Source organism: Microbacterium sp. LMC-P-041 (assembly GCF_030209555.1).
Lineage (GTDB): Bacteria > Actinomycetota > Actinomycetes > Actinomycetales > Microbacteriaceae > Microbacterium.
This window is the reverse complement of the sequence record NZ_JARVRV010000005.1, coordinates 1-16,783: the sequence shown is the minus strand read 5'-3', so window position 1 is coordinate 16,783 and position 16,783 is coordinate 1. Positions and strand designations below refer to the sequence as shown.

The window sequence follows — 16,783 nt, the reverse complement described above, 5'->3', positions numbered from 1 at the left end:
CTCCGCTCCCCTGCCCCGAGGCGGGCGCGCGACCGACGCCGCACTCGGATGCCGGTGATAATCTCGGCGTGAGGGATCAGGGAGGCGCGCATGAGCGAATGGTTCGGGCAGATGCTCGGCTTCGTCGCGGCCGCGCTCGGGGTCATCGCGGTGCCGGATGCCGCGGCACTCGGTGTCGCGATCGCGCTGATCGCCCTGACGACCCTCACGATCGCCGTGGCGCTGAGCGTCGCACCGCCCTCTCCACGCAGCGCCCCGCACCCTTTGCGGGCGATCGACGTCTCGACCCTGCTCGCCCAGAGCGATCCTGACGCCGCCGGTCACCCGCGTCCTCGTGCGCCGGGAGTCGCCGTCTCCGCGTAGTCCGCCCTCGTACGGGACTGCGCGGCTTTCGCCGACCCTTCCCGACACACGAACGGACTTCCATGGACATCTTCGCCTTTCCACCCCTGACCTTCCTGCTCGACGCGGCGTACGGCGCCCTCGCCGGGCTCTCCGCACTGCTCGAACCGCTCGCCGGAGCATCCGCCGCCGCACTCGCCGTGGTGCTCGTCACGCTTCTCGTGCGCGCCCTGCTGATTCCCGTCGGCGTCTCGCAGGCGAAGGCCGAGCAGACCAGAGCGCGCCTGGCTCCTCGGCTGCGCGAACTGCAGCGCCGGCACAAGAAGAATCCCGAGCGCCTGCAGAAGGAGATGCTCGAGCTCTACCGCTCCGAGAGCACGTCTCCGTTCGCCGGGATGCTGCCGGTCCTCGCTCAGGCGCCGGTCGTCGGCATCCTGTACACGCTGTTCATCCGCCCCGACATCGCCGGACACCCGAACGACCTGCTCACGCACGACCTGTTCGGTGCACCGCTGGGCACCAGTTTCGTCTCCGCCGTCTTCGGCGGCACGGCGACGCCGGAGACGCTGTGGGTCTTCGGTGCGCTGATCGCCGTGATGATCGTGGTGGCCGAGATCACACGACGGGTCTTCCGGCCGGCCGTGGTCGACGACGACTCGCCGCTGAACTCGCCGACGATGCTGCGTGTGACCAGCGCTCTGCACTATCTGACGGCCGTCTTCGCGATGTTCGTGCCGCTCGCCGCCGCGCTGTATCTCACCGTGACCGTGGTCTGGACGCTGGTGCAGCGGATGCTGCTGCGGCGCCGCTATCCGCTGCCCGTGCCTGCTGCGGTCAGCGCCTGACGGGTCGGCCGGTCATTCGGGCAGCGGGATCGGCGCGGTGAAGGGACCGGGCTCGTCGTCGCGGCGGGCGCCGTCGGGCGCGGTCCCGACCTCTCGGGCTGCGGCCGCATCGTCTCGACGGCGCTGACGTCGCACGCCGAGCGTCGTGCCGACGCTCGCCGCCACCACCAGGGCGATCGCGAGCATCCGCAGCGGAGTCGCCGACTGCCCGAGGATCAGCCACCCGGCGAGCGTCGCGAACGCGGGCTCCAGGCTCAGGAGCACGCCGAACACGCGTTGCGGCAGGCGACGCAGCGCGGCGAGCTCGAAGCTGTAGGGGATCACCGACGACAGCACGGCGGTGACCGCGGCGAGCAGCAGCAGCTGCATGTCGCCCGCGACGGTGACCGCGGCCGGCACACCGACCGGGATCAGCAGGATCGCGGCCACGACCAGGCCGACCGCGAGTCCGCTGCTGCCGGGGATGATGGCACCCACCCGGGCACTCATCCGGATGTACATGGCCCAGAAGCCGGCGGCGATCAGGATGAAGACGATCCCGAGCGGATCGAGGGGCTCGGCGCCGATCAGTCCGTCGACGCCGAGCAGTACCATCCCGAGCAGCGCGACCCCCACCCAGGCGGCATCGACGAGGCGCCTGGTCAGCACGGCGGCGAGGACGAGCGGCCCGAGGAACTCGATCGCGACGGCCGGACCGAGCGGGATGCGGTCGATCGCGGCATAGAAGAAGCCGTTCATCGCGGCGAGCGAGACCCCGAACAGCACGGCGGCGAGCCACTGCGACTTCGACCACCGGAATGGTCTCGGGCGCACGATGACGACCAGCAGCAGCGCCGCGATCGCCACGCGCAGCGAGGTCACACCCCACGGGCCGAGCACCGGGAAGAGCTGGGCCGCGACCGCGGCGCCGAACGGCAGCGACAGGCAGGAGCAGACCACGAGCACGACGCCCACGAGCGGACGGGACGGCGTGGACTGCTTCACCCAGCCAGCCTACGGCGCGCGCGGATGCCGACGAACCGGCCCCGTCAGAGGTGCTTGCCGCCGGTGACCGCGAGCACAGCGCCGGAGGTGTACGACGACTCCGCCGACGCGAGGTACACGTAGGCGCCGGCGAGCTCTGCGGGCTGTCCGGCTCGGCCGAGAGGCGTGTCGGATCCGAAGGTCTTCACCCGTTCGTCCGACCAGCCGGTGGCCGGGATCAGCGGCGTCCAGATGGGGCCGGGAGCGACGGCGTTCACGCGGATGCCGCGCTCTCCCGCCTCCTCGGCGAGCGCCTTGACGAACGCGACCTGCGCCGCCTTGGTCATCGCGTAGTCGATGAGGTTGGGCGACGGCTCGAAGGCCTGCACGGACGACGTGACGATGATGCTGGAGCCGGACTCCAGATGCGGGTACGCGGCCCTGGCCGAGTACAGCAGGCCGAAGAGGTTGGTCTCGAACACGCGGCGGAGGCGGTCGGTCTCGAGATTCTCGAAGCCGTCGATGTCGTGCTGGTACGCGGCGTTCAGCACCAGGATGTCGAGGCCGCCGAAGGCGCTCCGCGTCTCGATCACCACCTCGGTGGCGAAGGCCTCGTCGCGGACGTCGCCGGCGAGGCTCAGCCCCTGCCGGCCTTCCGCGCGCACGAGGTCGATGGTCTCGTCGGCATCCGCCTGCTCCTCCGGCATGTGCACGATCGCCACGTCGGCTCCCTCGCGGGCGAAGGCGATCGCGACGGCTCGGCCGATTCCGGAATCCCCGCCCGTGATCAGGGCTCGCCGCCCCTCAAGACGCCCGTGGCCCACGTACGACTCCTCGCCGTGGTCCGGAGTCGGGCGCATGTCGTCGGTCAGTCCCGGCTGGTTCTGCTGCTGACCGGGGAATTCCTCGTCGCGGTGCTGGCTGCGGGGGTCGGGGGTGCTGTCTGCCATGGTGTCTCCTCTTCCTCGCGACTCGCCATCATCGTGCGTGGCCTGAGTCGGGCGTTCAACGAGACTCGCGGCCCGTCGGCGCCCTCGGGAGGGGGTTGACAATCGACACCTCGATCGACGATCGGAGTGCGACAGGTGAATGGCTCGGGCCGCTCAGGCCCCGGGGGCGGCGGGCTCGACGTCGGCCGACGCGACGGGGCCGGACGTGTCCTGTGGCTCGGGAACGAGATACAGCCCGCTCGGCGCGTTCGCGGTGAAGGCGAGCGCCTCGATCCAGGCGCGGTTGATCGACGGCTGCCTGCTGCCGAAGTACTTGAAGGCGAGCGAGCTGCCCGGCTGCACCCACACCGTCGTGCGGCCGCCGCCGACGCTCGCGTCTTCGCGCCAGCTGAACGGGAACGGCTCGGCGCGTCGCAGCTTGGCGGTCATCACGAGCTGCAGGTGGGTGAGGGCGCGATCCTCGATCTCGGTCTTCACGCTGCCCTCGTAGATGAACTTGCCCATTCGCCCTCTCCTCTGGTGTGCAGGTCTTCGTCATGCAGTTTATGGGACCGCAGGCCCTCGATGCGTCGGCCCGAGCGGGCTGTCCAGACGGGGTCGGAGCGGGCCGAAGTCAACCCCCTGCGTGCGGATCCCTTCGCCGATATCCTGGCAGGAACCGCGAGGAGACCCACCATGAACGCACGACACATCGACGACCGTTCCGATGAGGGCTACACCCCCACGACCACTCACGCCGAGTTCGGCGCGGGCAACCCGCGCCTGCGCGTCACGCGCGACGGCGAGCGCGCCGAGTTCGCCCTCGAGGTCGACGTGGTGCGCATCGGCTCCGCTGCCGACAACGAGCTGCGGCTCGACGGCGCCGACCCCGTGCACGCCACGATCACGCACGACGACCGTGACGAGTACGTCCTCGAACTCCACGGCGAGGGCGAGATGAACAGCAACCCCGACGCCACCGCCACCCACCCCGGCGATCGCACCCAGACGCTGCGCACCGGCGCACGCTTCACCGTCGGCGAGTGGGAGCTGGTCTACGCCCGCGACGAGTTCGCCGACCACGGGCGCCCGTACGGCGGACGCCTCGGCGGCGAGTACTCCGACCAGCCGCTGCAGCCCCCGCGGCCCGACTACTCCGACGAGGCGACCATCGAGTCCGACGCCCCGACGCACGCGGACTCCGCCGAAGAGAAGTGACAGCAGAGCAGTCACCGCTGGACCGCGTCAGCGAGGTCGCCGCTGAGCGCGGACTGCGCATCTGCGTGGTGGAATCCCTGACCTCGGGACGTCTGGCGAGCACGATCGGCGCGGGGGCCGACGCCGGTGAGTGGTTCGCCGGCGGCATCGTGGCCTACCTCACCGATGTGAAGGAGAGCCTGCTCGGACTCACGCCGGGAACGGATCCGTGTTCCCCCGAGTGTGCCGAGCATCTCGCCGCGAGCGCACTGCGGCTGTTCGACGCCGACGTCTGCATCTCGACGACGGGGGTCGGCGGGCCCGATCCTGAAGGCGGGCACGAGCCCGGCACCGTCTACGTCGGATGGGCCACGGGCGACGGGGTCGGTCACCGCAGGCTGGCTCTCAGCGGCGATCCGCAGGAACTCCTCGACGAGACGGTCGACACCGCCATGCGGCTGCTCGCGTTCCATGCCGAGGGCATCCGCCCTGCGGGGCCGCGGCGCTCGGGACCGGAGTCTTCGGCATCCGCGGCTGCCGAAGACGACGCCGAAGACGACGCCCAGGGAGATGGCGCGGCAGAGCCCACGGCCTGAGCCCTGGCTCTCCTGCGCTCGACCCGTCTCCCGTCAGCGTCCGGGTACGACGCCGATGCGCAACGGCGCGCCGGGTGCGGATGCCGCGGTGATGGCCTCGTCGAGGTCGGCGAGCTGCCGCACTTCGCCGACCGCGTCCACGAACGGGTAGGCGCGTCCTCGTCCTGCGAGGAATGCGACAGCCTCGGCGAGCTCCGATCCCGTGTAGTTGTGCACGCCGGTGACGGTCACCAGCCGGCGAACGATGCTCTCGGCGTCGAGGGGCACCGGCTCGGCAGGGAAGACGCTCCCGACCAGCACGACCGTGCCCCCGGTGGCGACGCCGGTGAGCGCCTCGGCCACGGCATGCCCCGAGGCCTCGATCACGACATCCGGATCACGATCGATCGGACCGGCGCCGAAGCGTGCGGCCAGAGCCAGCCGTTCGGGTGCGGGGTCGAGCACCTCGACCGTCGCGCCGTGCTCCACCGCGATCGCCGCGGCCGAGAGCCCGACGAGTCCGGCTCCGTGGATGCGGACGGTCGCGCCGTCGAGGTCGTGATCGCGCGCAGCCCGGGCGACGGCGGCCCAGGCGGTCGCGGTCGCGCACGATGCCGGAGCGAGCACCGCGGCCGGCAGGGACTCGGGCACCCGCACGATCGCGGTGCCCGCCCGCACCTGGACGTGCGAGCCGAACGCGCCGGTGAGGTCGCCGTGCACGCCGATGCGGTCATGACCGTACTTGCCGAGCGTGCGGCACTTCTGCGGCACACCCCGGGCGCACCTGTCGCAGGTGCCGCACGAGATCGTGACCGACCAGACGATCCGATCCCCGATGCGCACGGGGACGCCGTCGACCGTCGAGGCCCCGCCGTCGCCCAGGGCGATCACACGTCCGACGCTCTCGTGTCCGAGCACCAGCGGCACCGGGGCGGACCGACGTCCGTGCACGGTGTGGACGTCGGACCCGCAGATCGTCGACATCTCGACGGCGACGAGCACGTCGTGCTCACCGAGCGCGACACCGGGCACGGCGATCATCTCGTGCGGGTGGCCCTCACCGATCCACACCATCGCTGTGGCCGCGGGCCGCAGGGCCACGTCGCGACGGTGGCCGGGAGGACGGATCAGCAGAGTTCCCATGTCAGGGCCTCAGACCGTGGGCACGAGAGGGAGCAGCCCGCGCTCGGTGAGCGTGCCGCGAAGATGCGTCACGTCCTCGAGCACGACGTCGGCACCGGCGAGCTCGAGCGCGCGTGCGTCGTGGGCGCCCGTCAGGACGCCGGCGACGAGACCGGCGCCTGCGCGGCGGCCCGACTCGACGTCGCTGATCGTGTCTCCGGCGACAGCGACAGCGGCGACCGACGAGGTCTGCGTGCGGATCAGCGCCGTGAGCACGAGATCGGGTGCCGGACGCCCGCGCCCGGCGTCGACCGGAGAGAGGGCGAGGTCGATGAGCCCGCGCCAGCCCAGACCGTCGATCAGCGCATCGCGGGTGACCGGCGCGAATCCCGTCGTGAGCACGACCCTCAGACCGGCGTCCTTCAGCCCCTGGATCGCATCGGCCGCCCCGGGGATCTCGGTGACCCCCTGCTCGGCCACGATCTCGGCGTAGGCGCCTTCGAATGCGGCCGTCGCGCGCTCGGCGGCGGCACGGTCTCCTCCCGCGAGGTGCGTGAAGACCTCGATCTTGGACTGCCCCATGGTGGCGCGCACGTGCGCGAGCGCGTCGTCCCACGGCATCCGATCGGCGACTCCGGTGCGTTCGGCGGCGCGCTGGAACGCCGTCTCGACGACCCCGTCGTCGAGCACCGTCGTGCCGGCCATGTCGAGCACGATGAGTTCGAGCGCCGGTGCCGGAGCTGCGTCGAGCTGAGTGGTCATGGGGTTCCTTCCATTGCAGGTGTCCACCCGAAGGCGGCGGTGAGATTCTCTTCGGCGAGCCCCAGACCCGTGGTCATTCCGATGCCGGTGGTCGCGGCGAGCACCAGCACCCCCTCGTCGACCGTGTCGATGAGGAAGTCCTTCGACGCCTTCGCATACACGCCCTGCCAGCGCTCCAGCACCCGTGGGGCCGGCATCTCGAACAGCGCCTCCGCCTCGGCGAGGAACGCCGTGAACGCGGCCTCGGGTTGGAACGGCTCCGGCGCGGTCGATGTGGCGTGCGAGTCGCCGATGATGAGCGTGCCGTCCGGCAGCTGCGTGTACATCTGATTGAGATCGAGCGCGGCGAGGTCCGGACGCTCCGAATGCAGGCGATCGCGGAGCGCGGCGGTGGCGGCACCGTCGGCGAAGCGTCCGTAGCGGACGAGCGACCACCCGGTCAGCAGCGGGGCGGAGAGCGGATGCCGGAGACTCACCGCTGCACGCATCATGTCGAGAGCGCACCGGACGACGCCTGACCGTTCCGCCACCTCCGGCAGCAGCTGGTCGATGTCGTGATTCGCCGCGACGACGACCGCGCCTGTGGTGATCGCGCCTCTCGTCGTCTCGACGCGGCGTCCGGCGACGGAGGTCGCCGCCGTGCGGAAGCGGAAGTCGACGCCCAGTCCTGTGAGGTGCCGCACGATCGCCGCGGCGGCGGTGCGCGGATCGGTCTGCAGGTCGGTCTTGATGTGCGCTCCGCCGAGGAGTCCCCGGCGACGGAGCGGGGCGAGGCGCAGCAGCTCATCCGCATCGAGCATCCGGATGCCGCCATCGGCCGCCGCCTGCTCGAGCACGGCGATCTCGTCGGCGTGGCGGGCGGCGACCAGTGTCCCCGACTCGCGGATCCAGAACCCCGCATCCTGAGCGAGGCGCAGCCACAGGTCTCTGGACAGGTCCGCGTAGCGCCGGGCCTCCCCCGTCTGCGCGCCGATGCAGAGGTGGCCGAAGTTGCGGATCGTCGCGCCGACGGGAGCATCCGCTCTGTCGACGACGATGACGCTCAGACCCCGCCGCACCGCCGCGTACGCGGCGCCGAGGCCGATGATCCCCGAGCCGACGACCACGAGGTCGACGGAGTCGGTCGAGCCGGCGCGGCCGCTCATCGGAACACCTTGCGCATCCACATCGCAAGCCCTTCGACGACGAGCACGGTGACGAGGATCATCAGCACGATCGCCGTCACGGTCTCATAGCGCGAACCCTGGCTGGCGTTGAGCAGGTAGTACCCGACACCGCCTCCGCCGACGATGCCGAGGATGGTCGCGGCGCGGATGTTCGTGTCGAGCATGTAGAAGCTGTGCCCGATGAGCGCCTGCATGCCCTGCGGCACGGTCGCCGAGGCGTAGGTCTGCAGCCGGGTGGCGCCGACCGCCCGCAGGGCCCGTTCGGGCCCACGGTCGACCTCCTCGAGGGAATCGGCGATCAGCTTGCCGAGCAGACCGATGCCGCCGATGGCCAGCGCGATGACTCCCGCCTGGGCGCCGAGGCCGGTGATGACGACGAGCACGATCGCGAGGATCAGCTCGGGAATGCCACGGATGCCGACGAGCAGGAAGCGCGCGATGCCCCGCGCTCCCGCTCCGGGTGCGACGTTGCTCGCGGCGAGGGAGCCGAGGATCAGCGACGGCAGCAGCGTGAGCACCGTCGCCGCGAGTGCGATCGCGACCGTGTCCCGCATGGCCGCGATCATCGCGGACGCCTCATAGCTGCCGAATGACGGCGGCCAGAACTTCGCTGCGACCTCGGGGAGCTTGGCCCAGAAGGTGAAGAAGTCCATCCAGTTGATCTGGCTGACGACGACGCTGCCGATGACGCCGAGCACCGCCGTCACGATGCCGGTCGTGTTGCGCACCCGCTCCGCGGTCCACGGTCGACGCACGGCGGTCTGCGGGCTGGCCGCCCACTCCGGGCGCTCCGTCGTCGCCGCGCCCGTCGCCCCGCGCAGTCGCGGGTGGATGATGCGGTCGATCCACGACCGCGTCTGCCGCTGCTGGCCGAGCATTGCCCCGCGCACCAGGCTCGACACGATCTCCATCACGACGCACAGGATGAAGATGACCAGGGCGATGCCGAGGCCTTTGCCGTAGTTCAGCGACTTGAAGGCGTAGGACATCTCGAGTCCGAGGCCGGCCACGCCCACGTAGCCGAGCACGACGCTGCCGCGCAGGTTGATGTCGTTGCGGTGCAGCACCGTCGCGACCCAGCTCGGCAGCACCTGGGGAAGGATTCCTGAGGCGAACTCCTGCATCTTCGATCCCCCCGCGGCGCGGATCGCGAGCCGGGGGCCCTCGTCGATCTGCTCGATCGCGTCGGCGAACATCTTCGAGATCATCCCGATCGAATGGATGCCGATGGCGAGGATGCCGGGCAGGGTGCCGAGCGAGAACATGAGAACGAACGCCATCGCGAGCACGACATCCGGCAGCGCTCGGGTGAGCACTCCCACGAACCGCGCGGCGGCACGCCATCCGTTGCCGGGGGTCGTGTTGGAGGCTGCGAGGTAGGCGATCGGCACCGACAGGGCGGCGGCGAGCAACGTGCCGACGAGCACGAGCCCGACGGTGAGGGCGATCAGCCAGGCGAGGTCGGCCGGTTCAGGGAACGAGAGGCCGCCGACTCGGGCCATGAAGTTCTCGGCGTTGCCCCAGCTCTGCACCATCGCCGGGATCGAGATGCCGACCTCGTCGACGGCGAGGATGCCGAGCACCAGGAGCGCCAGCAGCGTCAGCCCGGCGGCGATGCGCTCGGCGGAGATCGGGCGGCGAGGAGCTCGATCGGCGACACTCGCGCGTGCGGGGGTCGCGTGCGCCCGCGGCGGGTCCGAGAGGACGGTCATGAGGCCCGCGCCTTGTCGAGATGGGCGACGTCGACCGTGATCTCGGTGAGTTCGTCCTGCACGGCGCGGATCTCTGCGGTGGTCGTGGCGACGCGGCCGTAGATCTCCATGACCTCGGCCTTGGTCAGGTCGCCGGTCGGGGTGTCGAGCACGATCTCGCCGTGGCGCAGCCCCACGATGCGGTCGGCCCACGAGATCGCGAGGTCGACCTGGTGCAGGCTGCAGACGACCGTGAGCCCCTCGTCGGCGGCGATCTCACGGATCAGCGCCATCACCTGGTCGCTGGACTCCGGGTCAAGGGATGCGACGGGCTCGTCGGCGAGCAGGATGTCGGGCTTCTGCATCAGGGCGCGGGCGATCGCCACGCGCTGCTGCTGGCCGCCGGAGAGGGTGTCGCTGCGCTGATAGGCCCGGTCGAGCAGCCCGACGCGATCGAGGTGCTCGAGGGCGCGCAGCTTCGCCGCCTTCGAGTAGCCCCAGAGGCCGAGCCGCGGGCCGCGGACCTCCGACAGAGATCCGGTGAGCACGTTCTCGAGCACCGTCAGCGAGGGCACGAGCTCGAACTGCTGGAAGATGAATCCCACCCGGCTGCGGAGGGCGCGTAGTGCCTTGCCCTTGAGCGTCGGGACCTTCGCGCCGAGCACCTCGATCTCGCCCGAGGTCGGCACCTCGAGACCGTCGAGGTGGCGCAGCAGCGTCGACTTGCCCGAGCCGGAGAGCCCGAGCAGCACGACGATCTCGCCGCGTGAGACCTGCAGCGATGCGTTCTTCAGCGCGGTGGTCGAGCCGAAGGTCTTCGTCACACCGTCCAGGCGGATGAGGGCATCGGATGCCGTGTTCATGTCAGTTCTCCAGGGTCGTGGCGTCGAGCGTGATTCTTGCGGGTGAGCGCCCCGCGCTCCGCTGCCCCGGGGTGGGAGCACACTGCGGAACGGGGGCGCTCGGCTGACGCTGCGGTCAGCGATCGGGCGTCAGCCCTGGCACTGCTCCGCTTCGGTCTCCTTGCAGATGTCGCGGATCAGGTCGTAGTACGCGTCGTCGACGGGCTTGGTGGCGTAGAACACGCTGCGGAACGCATCAGTGTCCGCGCCCTCGATGCCGGCGGCGATGATGTCGTCGATCGTGATCTCGGAGAGTCCGTCGATGAGCTCCTGCGCGACGTCGTCCGGCAGAGTCGACGAGTAGACAAGCGGCGCTCCGGGGACCATGGTCTCGTCGATGACCTTGACGGCATCCGACTTCTCGACCTCGGAGTCCTCGGCGAATCCGACCTCGCACTCGACGCCTTCGCCGACCTTCTGCACGCTCACGTCATGCTTGCCCGCGAAGACGGGCGTGATGTCGGTCTTGGGGTCGATGCCCGCCTCGAGCAGGTTGTAGGAGGGGAAGAGGTATCCCGACGTCGACGAGGGATCGACGAAGCAGACCTTCTTGCCAGCGAAGTCCTCGATGCTCGAGATGTCGCTGTCGGCAGGCACGATGGCCTGGGAGTAGTACCCGGGCTCCTGGCCCTCCTCGGTCACGATCGAGGAGATCGGGGTGAGCTTCGCGCCGTTGTTCGTGGCGGTGACGTAGGTGAAACCCGAGAACGAGGCGACATCGACCTTGCCGGCGACGGCTGCCTCGATGAGCGCCGCGTAGTCGGTGGACTCGTGGTACTCCACCGTCTTGCCGGTGATCTCGGCGATGTAGTCCATGAGCGGCTGGTAGTTCGTCTCGGTGTCGACCGAGTCGGGCACGACGCCGAAGACGAGCGTGTTCTCGTCGACGGCGAATCCGCCGGCGGCCGATGATGCGTCGGCACCGGACGCGCCGGTGGCCTCTGCGGAGCCGGAGCAGGCGGCGAGGCCGAGCGCGAGGATCGCGGCGCCGGCGAGTACGGGGAGAGCGCGGAGCTTCATGAGGACCTTTCAGAGTGAGAGGGGTGATCCACGAGCCACTCTGACAGGGCAACAGCCAAGATATGTACCTAACTTGGAAGAGTTCAAGGTCCGTTCACCCGGTCTTTCCTCGGATGAACATCGAGGGAACGCGCAACCGTTCCACCTCGATAGCGAAGTAGTATGCCTATGTGGCCGAAGCTGTATACACCCAGATCGCAGACGACCTCCGCGCGCAGATCGCGGCGGGCACCCTGCGCCCCGGCGACGACGTGCCGACCGAGGCGGAGCTCGCCGAACGGTGGCGCACCTCGCGGGGTCCGATCAGGAACGCTCTCGCCGCCCTGCGCGGAGAGGGCCTGATCGAGACGGGGCGGGGACGCCCCGCGCGGGTCGTGTCGCGCAAGGCCAGCCAGGCGGTCGATGTGTCGGTGCCGTTCACTCGCTGGGCCCGCGATCTCGGGGTGACTCCGGGCGCGCAGACGCAGGAGTTGAGCCTTCGCAGGGCCGGTGACCGCGCAGAACTGCTCGGAGTGTCACCCGAAGACACGATCGTCAGCGTCGTGCGACTGCGCCTGCTCGACGGCCGGCCGACGATGCTCGAGCGGCTCTTCTACACCGAGGCAGTAGGACGACGACTGCTCGACGTCGACACGGACGAGGTCTCGATCACGGAGTACCTCGGGTCGGTGGGACACCCGATCGTCGGGCTCGAGCACCAGATCGACGCCGTCGCCGCCGACGAGCAGGATGCCGCCCTGCTGCGCGTGCCGCAGGGAACGCCGATCCTTCGACTCAGCCGCATCTCCCGTGATGCGAGCGGGCTCATCTTCGAGGCGTCCGAAGATCGCTACCTCAGCGAGGTGGTGCGGTTCACGGTCGCGGCGTCGGGGATCTCGACGGACGGGCACTACATGCGTGCAGTGGGCGGCTGAGAGCCGGCCAGTCGATCGGCATCGATTCCTCGAGGTGACTCGTCGGAGGAAGCCGATCGCGAGCGCGATGGGGATCAGATTCCAAAGACCGCGCTCGCGATCACAGCGCTGGGGATGCGCTATTTCTGGGGTATACCCAATGTAAGCGCCCGGCTACACCATGGAACACGGTCTATAGTCGAGATCTACCCTGGACTTTCGTCTAGGTTTCACGTCGAAAACCCCGGAATTCCGCGGATCTGTCTCCCAGCGTACCGGAATACCGGTACGCAATCCCCTGCCATTTTCAAGCCGGGATGCTGGGATGCCGGAGGCGTCAGACGATCGGCAGCAGCGCCGAGACGACCCAGCGGCCGTCGACTTCGCCGGCGCTGAATTCGCCGCTGGCACCGAGAACCCGTTCGGCCATGCGGCCGATGCCCGTGCGGCTCGAGGAGAGCTCGCGACGCGGCGTGATGGAGAGCGGACTGCTCACCGCCATCTTCGCGGCGTCGTCGTCGATGTCGAATCGGATCTCGACTTCGCCCGCGCCGGCGTACTTGAGGACGTTGGTGGCGGACTCTCGCATGATGCGCGCGAGGATGATCTCGGCGGCCCGCGGGACGCGCTCATCGGAAGGGTCGCCGATGACGGCCACGGCATGGCCGGCGGCTTCGAACTCCTGCGCGGCCTCCTCGACGGAGGCCACCAGATCACCGGAGGGCATTCCCTCGGAGCGGGGTCCGTCGTCTGCGAGGTCGATCACGAAGCGGAGGTCGGTCATCGCCTTGCGTGCGGCGATGCGAATCGCCTCCTGCGAATCTCTGCTCGTGCGATCGTCGTCGAGCATCTGCACGTGCAGCGCCACCACGGTGAGGTGGTGCGCGATGCTGTCGTGCAGCTCGCCGGCGATCCAGCGCCGCTCAGCGAGTACTGCCTGGCGTTCCTGCTCGGCCTTCTCGGCCAGTTGCATCTCTAGCGTCCGCCCTCGAGCGAATGCCAGGCGAAGCGCATAGCCGACGGCTCCGGATACTGCGGCGCCGACCAGGAAGATGCCGATGTTGAACGCATCCGTCGAATCGCCCATGGCGACCAACGCGGATGCGACGAGGAAGACTCCGACATAGGACAGGACCAGTGAGGTCCACCCCAGGCGCACGATCAAGCCGGCCGCGAAAGCGGCGACGGTCAGCACCTGGGCTTCGATGCCGGGGATGAAGGATAGGGCGAACACGACGCCGAGGGCGTATGTCGCGATGAGTGGCGACCAGAGGAAGAGGCCGAGGACTGCAGTGGATGCGATCCCGATTGCCGCTGTCAGAGGTTCCAGCCCCGGAGGGAGGAACAGTCCGACGATGTCGAAGATGACGATGGTCCCGACGACCGCCAAAACGGCGATGCGTTCTATCGTGCTGAGCTTCTCGCCCCTGCCGAGTCGGGTGACGTCAGAGCGGTCACCCGTCGAAAGACTTGAAGCCATACTTCAGTATCTCCTTTTCGCCATATAGATTAGCGGTAGAAGCCGAAGAAGTGACCAACCTGGTTCCAGAAAGACATATACGTTCACCTCCTTTATTGCACTTTTGACTAGCGATGTACTCATCTTCTCGGTGATCTGCGAGCGGCACATCTGTCTCACGGCTACACCTCGATAGCCAAAGGTCTAATACCTCGCGCCGCAGGTAGACCCCGGTTAGGCTTCCTCCATGTCCCAAATCCGCGTCGTGATCGTCGATGACGATCCCCTGGTGCGCTCAGCGCTCTCTCACTTCGTCTCCCGCGACCCGGAGATCACGGTGATCGCCGAGGCGGAGTCCGGGCTCGAGGGCATCGAGGTCGTGGAACGCGAGCGTCCCGACGTCGTGATGATGGACGTGCAGATGCCGGAGATGAACGGCATCGAGGCGACGGCGGTGATCAGCGAACGCTGGCCTGAGATCAAGATCCTCGCGGTCACCACGCTGGACGGCAGCGACACCGTGCTTCCGATGCTCAGCGCAGGTGCGTCGGGCTATCTGCTGAAGGACTCGAGCGCGGCGAGCATTCTCGAAGGTGTGCGAGAGGTGTACAGCGGAGCGAGCTCGCTGTCGCCGCGGATCGCGTCGCTGCTGATCAAGCACGTGCGGGATACGGAGCCCGTCGGCGGCGACGACACCCTGGAGGCGCTCACGGATCGCGAGCAGGAGGTGCTGCAGCGACTCGCGCAGGGGATGTCCAACGCCGAGATCGCGCGCACACTGATCGTGTCGGAGGGAACCGTGAAGGCCCACCTCGGCCGCATCATGTCGAAGTGGCACGTGCGCGATCGCGTGCAGATCCTCGTCACGGCAGCGCACGCCGGGCTGGTCGACTTCCGCTGAGGCGGGGCCCCTGACCGGCGGGATCATTGGAGTGAGACTGCTGAGGCGAGCCCGCTGAGCCGGGCACTGTGAGTCCGGCCCGCTCGGGCTGGCCCGCTGAGTCCGGCCCGCTGTTCGGGATCAGCAGCACTTGCCGTGAGGATGCCGCCGCGTATCACCCGGTTCGAACGAGGCACCTTCGGTCACGGTCCGCGGGGAGGCTGTGTTGTGGGGTGCGCCAGCGTTGGTCGGGGTCCCACCAGTTCGGTCCACGGACTTCGGGGAGCCCGTTGTTCATACGGATCTCCCACTGCGAGGTGCCCAGGGATCGGTGGTGCCACCAGCACAAAGGCACACCGTTGTCGGTGTGGGTCGGCCCACCGCGGGCGTGTTCGGTGACGTGATGGATCTCGCACCAGGATGCGGGCACGTGACACCCGGGGATGAGGCATTCCTTGTCGCGGACGATGATCGCCCGGCGTTGATGCACGGTGAACACGCGGTCGGTGGTGCTGATCCCGATGATGCGCCCCTCGTCCAGGAGCACCCGTTGGATCACCCCCGCACATGCGGTCTGCGCCGCGACGGACACAGGCACATGCGCACCGGATCCGGGGATCGTCGCCCACCCGCCATTGCCCGCACCACCACCCGCGCCGGCGATGCCCGCACCGAAGGCAGAACCTTCCGCATGGTGGGCGAGGTCTGTCGCGTCGACGGTGACGACGAGCACCGGGGATGCACCACCGAGCGTGGGCATGTCCTTGTGACGGGCGGCTATCGCGAGAGCGGCGGCGAGAGCATCGTGGCGTTTCTGCGACGCCGTGCGATCATCGAGCACGCTGCGCTCATCCACATTGAACGGATCAACACCCGGGTCAGCACCGGTGTCTGTGTCTGTGTCTGTGTCTGTGTCTGTGTCTGTGTCTGTGTCTGTGTGACCGGTGTCACCGCTGGGGGTGAAGAACACTCCCGGCATGGGCGGGCCGTCACCCTTCGGGTTCAGCATCGCGTCCAGGATCAGCTGCAACTGGGCCGCGGCATCCGGAGTCAGATACCCCCGGATCGCATGCATCCCGTCCGTGAGACGACCGATCGTGATCCCGCGCTTGCGCCGCGCGTCATCATCCTTCGGCTCCTCCCCGTCCGGGTCGAACATCGAGGCGAGATCCTCCGCAAGAGATTTCAAATCCTGCACCGTCGGCGCCGGACCAGAATCCGCGCCCCCGCCGATCCCGTGCCCGCGGGCGCACCCCGCCAACGCCACATCCGCCGCCAACCGCTGATCCACGCTCAATCGGTCCCACACCCGCTCGATCGGGCCCGTCGCCGCCAGAAACCCCGTGACACCCACCACACCATCCAACAAGGCCACGCGCATCTCCGACCACCGCGCCGGCATCCGCTCCCCCGCCAGACTCACCGGCCGGCGCACCAGATCGACGACCCTGTCGACCCGGGACGCACCCCGCACATCCACGCCGACCATCCGCTGCACCAGCTCGTTCACCCCGCGACACCCTGCCGCATGCGGAAACCCCGCAGGATCCCCGGTCGCCACGGTCTCCACGATCACCGCCTCGGCCCGCCGGAACACGGCCCCCACCGCCTGCAGCACCGCGACACGCTCCGCATCGCTCAACCCCGCCAACGCGTCATCACACAGCACCGCATCAAGGTCAGTGACGACCCGACCCAGACGCTCCACGATGCTGTTCATACCCTCGAGTCAACACGGGGCCACCGACATCCGACCCCCGAAACCAGTCCGATTTATCCCAGATCACAGCACGTATTCCAATCTCCCGGAATGCCGCACAACGCAGGCACAAGAGGAGCGGAGAGACCAGTCAACGAGGGCAGAAGAGACAAGAGGAACGAGGAACGAGACACGAGGAACGAGGAACGAGACACGAGGAACGAGGAACGAGAAACGAGGAACGAGGAACGAGGAACGAGGAACGAGGAACGAGGAACGAGACACGAGACACGAGGAACGAGACACGAGGAACGAGGAACGAGAAACGAGGAACGAGG

Annotated in this window: 17 protein-coding genes; 6 read left to right on the top strand and 11 right to left on the bottom strand. The window is 68.8% G+C overall.

The genetic code is table 11. The features are described 5' to 3' along the window. Positions 1-90 precede the first annotated feature (90 nt). Positions 91-363 (top strand): DUF6412 domain-containing protein, encoded by a 273-nt coding sequence (locus QRN21_RS10170; RefSeq protein ID WP_053097575.1) that lies wholly within the window; start codon positions 91-93, stop codon positions 361-363. A gap of 62 nt (positions 364-425) precedes the next feature. Next, complete coding sequence (locus tag QRN21_RS10165) at positions 426-1,187, top strand: YidC/Oxa1 family membrane protein insertase (protein ID WP_285363923.1); 762 nt, start codon at positions 426-428, stop codon at positions 1,185-1,187. Between the two features lie 12 nt (positions 1,188-1,199). Here the strand turns inward: QRN21_RS10165 and QRN21_RS10160 are convergent, their stop codons facing one another. The 3 genes from QRN21_RS10160 to QRN21_RS10150 all read right to left on the bottom strand — a co-directional run bounded on the left by QRN21_RS10160 (position 1,200) and on the right by QRN21_RS10150 (position 3,604). Beyond that, entirely contained in the window at positions 1,200-2,171 is a 972-nt protein-coding gene (locus QRN21_RS10160; RefSeq protein ID WP_072591721.1) for an EamA family transporter, read from the bottom strand. 44 nt (positions 2,172-2,215) lie between these two features. Next, entirely contained in the window at positions 2,216-3,100 is an 885-nt protein-coding gene (locus QRN21_RS10155) for an SDR family oxidoreductase (RefSeq protein ID WP_285363920.1), read from the bottom strand. A gap of 153 nt (positions 3,101-3,253) precedes the next feature. Further along, positions 3,254-3,604 carry a DUF7882 family protein gene (locus QRN21_RS10150; protein WP_285363918.1) on the bottom strand — a complete coding sequence of 117 codons (351 nt, stop codon included), beginning with the start codon at positions 3,602-3,604 and terminating at the stop codon, positions 3,254-3,256. Positions 3,605-3,775: 171 nt separating this feature from the next. On the opposite strand from QRN21_RS10150, the gene QRN21_RS10145 reads away from it, so the two are divergent. Both QRN21_RS10145 and QRN21_RS10140 read left to right on the top strand, forming a co-directional pair. Beyond that, positions 3,776-4,297, top strand: coding sequence for an FHA domain-containing protein (locus QRN21_RS10145; protein WP_285363917.1), 522 nt, complete (start codon positions 3,776-3,778; stop codon positions 4,295-4,297). After that, positions 4,294-4,872, top strand: a complete 579-nt coding sequence (locus QRN21_RS10140) for a CinA family protein (protein WP_285363916.1) — start codon at positions 4,294-4,296, stop codon at positions 4,870-4,872. Before QRN21_RS10145 ends, QRN21_RS10140 begins: the two co-directional genes overlap by 4 nt. Positions 4,873-4,905: 33 nt before the next feature. On the opposite strand, the gene QRN21_RS10135 is transcribed toward QRN21_RS10140, so the two are convergent. From QRN21_RS10135 to QRN21_RS10110, 6 genes are all read right to left on the bottom strand, one after another. Next, positions 4,906-5,994, bottom strand: coding sequence for an alcohol dehydrogenase catalytic domain-containing protein (locus QRN21_RS10135; RefSeq protein WP_285363914.1), 1,089 nt, complete (start codon positions 5,992-5,994; stop codon positions 4,906-4,908). Positions 5,995-6,003: 9 nt separating this feature from the next. Continuing rightward, entirely contained in the window at positions 6,004-6,735 is a 732-nt protein-coding gene (locus QRN21_RS10130; RefSeq protein ID WP_056279623.1) for an HAD family hydrolase, read from the bottom strand. After that, a complete protein-coding gene (locus QRN21_RS10125) occupies positions 6,732-7,880 on the bottom strand; it encodes a TIGR03364 family FAD-dependent oxidoreductase (protein ID WP_285363910.1) in 1,149 nt (382 codons plus the stop codon). Before QRN21_RS10125 ends, QRN21_RS10130 begins: the two co-directional genes overlap by 4 nt. Beyond that, positions 7,877-9,613, bottom strand: a complete 1,737-nt coding sequence (locus QRN21_RS10120) for a PhnE/PtxC family ABC transporter permease (protein WP_285363909.1) — start codon at positions 9,611-9,613, stop codon at positions 7,877-7,879. Before QRN21_RS10120 ends, QRN21_RS10125 begins: the two co-directional genes overlap by 4 nt. Beyond that, a complete protein-coding gene (gene phnC, locus QRN21_RS10115) occupies positions 9,610-10,455 on the bottom strand; it encodes a phosphonate ABC transporter ATP-binding protein (RefSeq protein ID WP_285363908.1) in 846 nt (281 codons plus the stop codon). The genes QRN21_RS10120 and phnC overlap by 4 nt, the downstream gene beginning before the upstream one ends. 129 nt (positions 10,456-10,584) lie before the next feature. Next, positions 10,585-11,514, bottom strand: a complete 930-nt coding sequence (locus QRN21_RS10110; protein ID WP_053097587.1) for a phosphate/phosphite/phosphonate ABC transporter substrate-binding protein — start codon at positions 11,512-11,514, stop codon at positions 10,585-10,587. 170 nt (positions 11,515-11,684) lie between these two features. Between QRN21_RS10110 and QRN21_RS10105 the strand changes: the two genes are divergently transcribed. Beyond that, positions 11,685-12,428, top strand: a complete 744-nt coding sequence (locus QRN21_RS10105; RefSeq protein ID WP_285363907.1) for a GntR family transcriptional regulator — start codon at positions 11,685-11,687, stop codon at positions 12,426-12,428. 316 nt (positions 12,429-12,744) lie between these two features. Here the strand turns inward: QRN21_RS10105 and QRN21_RS10100 are convergent, their stop codons facing one another. Further along, a complete protein-coding gene (locus tag QRN21_RS10100; RefSeq protein ID WP_187250275.1) occupies positions 12,745-13,887 on the bottom strand; it encodes a sensor histidine kinase in 1,143 nt (380 codons plus the stop codon). 226 nt (positions 13,888-14,113) lie between these two features. Between QRN21_RS10100 and QRN21_RS10095 the strand changes: the two genes are divergently transcribed. Next, positions 14,114-14,767, top strand: coding sequence for a response regulator (locus QRN21_RS10095; RefSeq protein ID WP_222839407.1), 654 nt, complete (start codon positions 14,114-14,116; stop codon positions 14,765-14,767). 154 nt (positions 14,768-14,921) lie between these two features. Here QRN21_RS10095 and QRN21_RS10090 read toward each other — a convergent pair whose 3' ends face one another. Further along, positions 14,922-16,466, bottom strand: a complete 1,545-nt coding sequence (locus QRN21_RS10090; RefSeq protein ID WP_285363906.1) for an HNH endonuclease signature motif containing protein — start codon at positions 16,464-16,466, stop codon at positions 14,922-14,924. Positions 16,467-16,783: the final 317 nt, after the last annotated feature.